The sequence below is a fragment of the Vibrio sp. 1641 genome, from assembly GCF_033339995.1.
Taxonomy (GTDB): domain Bacteria; phylum Pseudomonadota; class Gammaproteobacteria; order Enterobacterales; family Vibrionaceae; genus Vibrio; species Vibrio alginolyticus.
In genome coordinates, this window is sequence record NZ_JAWOVP010000319.1 from 1 (window position 1) to 602 (window position 602).

1 protein-coding gene is annotated in these 602 nt (G+C 38.5%); it reads left to right on the forward strand.

From position 1 onward, the window contains the following. A partial coding sequence (locus R7Z47_RS25750) for a glutathione binding-like protein (RefSeq protein WP_318130880.1) occupies positions 1-343 on the forward strand: 343 nt, incomplete at its 5' end. Positions 344-602 lie beyond the last annotated feature (259 nt).

Consider the following 602-nt stretch of genomic DNA (forward strand, 5'->3'; position numbering starts at 1 on the left):
TGAATATTTACAATGGATGCACTTTGCAGAAAGCTCCGCTATTTTGCCGATGCTATTGAAAATATTCATCAGTAAAGAGCCGAACTCGATGCAGTTTTTGCCTGCATACGCCGACAAAGAAGCAATGAATGTATTGAGCTACTTCGAACAAGCGTTAGAAGGAAAAACCTACCTCGTAGAAGAGCGATTGACGGGTGCAGACATCATGATGTCTTTCATCGTTGAGTTAGTACAGATGTTTGGCCTAGCAGAACAATTCCCGAATATGGTTCGTTACGGTAAACAACTTGCGACGCACCCTGCTTTCGAGAAAGCCGAACAAATTGAAGTGAACTACGCTTAATTTAATCGTCCCTTTGAGGCTTGGATTGAAGACAAATAACGTTGTCTCAATCGCATCAAAGGGACGTTTTTTATCGAAATAGAGCGCAAGTATTCATTTATAAATTCAATCATTCATACCTCTTCTATCCATACCAATTATTCTTGATTGTTACTAATAAATCCTAAGATAAATCAACAACTAAAATGTAGTCCAATTCTGATTTCTGTGACTTTTCGGCCATAGTCACCACCTATTGAATTGATAAGCATTATCAGCT